This is a genomic window from Halalkalibacterium ligniniphilum (assembly GCF_000334155.1).
Taxonomy (GTDB): domain Bacteria; phylum Bacillota; class Bacilli; order Bacillales; family Bacillaceae_D; genus Halalkalibacterium; species Halalkalibacterium ligniniphilum.
Map to the genome: position 1 here is coordinate 1 of NZ_ANNK01000159.1, position 1,400 is coordinate 1,400.

A 1,400-nucleotide genomic window follows, 5' to 3' on the forward strand; every position below is an offset into this window, starting at 1 on the left:
CGTTTCTTTTTTCTTATAATAAAACCAACATTGGTTCAACAGTTTTACTTTGTAACGATTTTTTTGGGCGTAAGCTGCGCGCAGTTGATTGATAAGCCAATTTGGCATGTTCGCCAACTCCCTTAACCGTGTGTAATCGTAATTAGTATATGTTGCCATGGTTGTCAAGGTTATCGTTTTTTTTTTTTTTTTCAAAGTATAGAAAAAGGATGAACAGAATGAATCAAAGTGAGCTGCAAAAGTTAGTGGAGGAGATCTCATTAAAATATTTCCAACGACCATTTAAGCATGTCGCCCGATTTAACGGGCGGTTAAGAACGACTGGGGGCAGGTATCTTTTACAATCGCATGACATTGAGGTGAACCCAAAGCAGTTAGAGGCTTTTGGAGAAGAGGGGATTATCGGCATTATTAAACACGAATTATGCCATTATCATTTACATATACAGAAAAAAGGGTATCGCCATCAGGATAAAGACTTTAAAGCATTGTTAAAGAAGGTGGGAGCTCCGCGCTTTTGTGAAGTTGTTCCAGGTACAAGAAATCAATTGAAGAGTATTCATCTTTATGCATGTCAGAGCTGCGATCTTATTTATCAGCGAAAAAAAAGAATTGATACAACCCGTTATGTTTGTGGTAAATGCTCAGGGAAATTAAAAAAAATAAAATGAAATTTAATGTTGATTTACGAGCATCGATTGTGCTATATTATAGAAGTCGCTGAGCGAGACTGGCTCTTAGCGAAGGGAAAAAGGCTTTCAAAATAGGGATTGACACAAATTATCACATCCTTTAAAATGTAAAAAGTCTAGATTGAAAAAGTGATATTCCACAGTAGCTCAGTGGTAGAGCAATCGGCTGTTAACCGATCGGTCGTAGGTTCGAGTCCTACCTGTGGAGCCAAGGAGAAGTACCCAAGTGGCTGAAGGGGCGCCCCTGCTAAGGGTGTAGGTCGTTTACGCGGCGCGAGGGTTCAAATCCCTCCTTCTCCGCCATATTTACTTTGGCCCGTTGGTCAAGCGGTTAAGACACCGCCCTTTCACGGCGGTAACACGGGTTCGAATCCCGTACGGGTCATCTTTATAAATATCGATGCCACGTCGATATGGAGGATTAGCTCAGCTGGGAGAGCACCTGCCTTACAAGCAGGGGGTCGGCGGTTCGATCCCGTCATCCTCCACCATTTATTTTGATTTGAATGGTCCGGTAGTTCAGTTGGTTAGAATGCCTGCCTGTCACGCAGGAGGTCGCGGGTTCGAGTCCCGTCCGGACCGCCATTTTACTTACATCGTAAAAGGAAAAGCCGAGAAACAGGGCTTATCTCAATACGTGAGTATCACATACTTTAAATAATTTTTATTATGGCTCGGTAGCTCAGTTGGTAGAGCAATGGACTGAAA

2 protein-coding genes and 5 tRNA genes are annotated in these 1,400 nt (G+C 42.4%); 6 read left to right on the forward strand and 1 reads right to left on the reverse strand.

The annotated features are described in order from the left end of the window. A partial coding sequence (gene cmpA, locus BLT_RS23870) for a cortex morphogenetic protein CmpA (protein ID WP_017729387.1) occupies positions 1–108 on the reverse strand: 108 nt, incomplete at its 3' end. A gap of 110 nt (positions 109–218) precedes the next feature. Between cmpA and BLT_RS0119440 the strand changes: the two genes are divergently transcribed. The 6 genes from BLT_RS0119440 (at position 219) to BLT_RS0119465 (ending at position 1,277) form a co-directional block, all read left to right on the forward strand. After that, complete coding sequence (locus BLT_RS0119440) at positions 219–671, forward strand: SprT family protein (protein ID WP_017729386.1); 453 nt, start codon at positions 219–221, stop codon at positions 669–671. 157 nt (positions 672–828) lie between these two features. Then, positions 829–903, forward strand: a tRNA-Asn gene (locus BLT_RS0119445). Position 904: 1 nt separating this feature from the next. Next, positions 905–995, forward strand: a tRNA-Ser gene (locus tag BLT_RS0119450). Positions 996–1,005: 10 nt separating this feature from the next. Continuing rightward, positions 1,006–1,077, forward strand: a tRNA-Glu gene (locus tag BLT_RS0119455). A gap of 30 nt (positions 1,078–1,107) precedes the next feature. Next, a tRNA-Val gene (locus tag BLT_RS0119460) sits at positions 1,108–1,183 on the forward strand. 17 nt (positions 1,184–1,200) lie between these two features. Then, positions 1,201–1,277: transfer RNA gene (locus BLT_RS0119465), tRNA-Asp, on the forward strand. Positions 1,278–1,400: the final 123 nt, after the last annotated feature.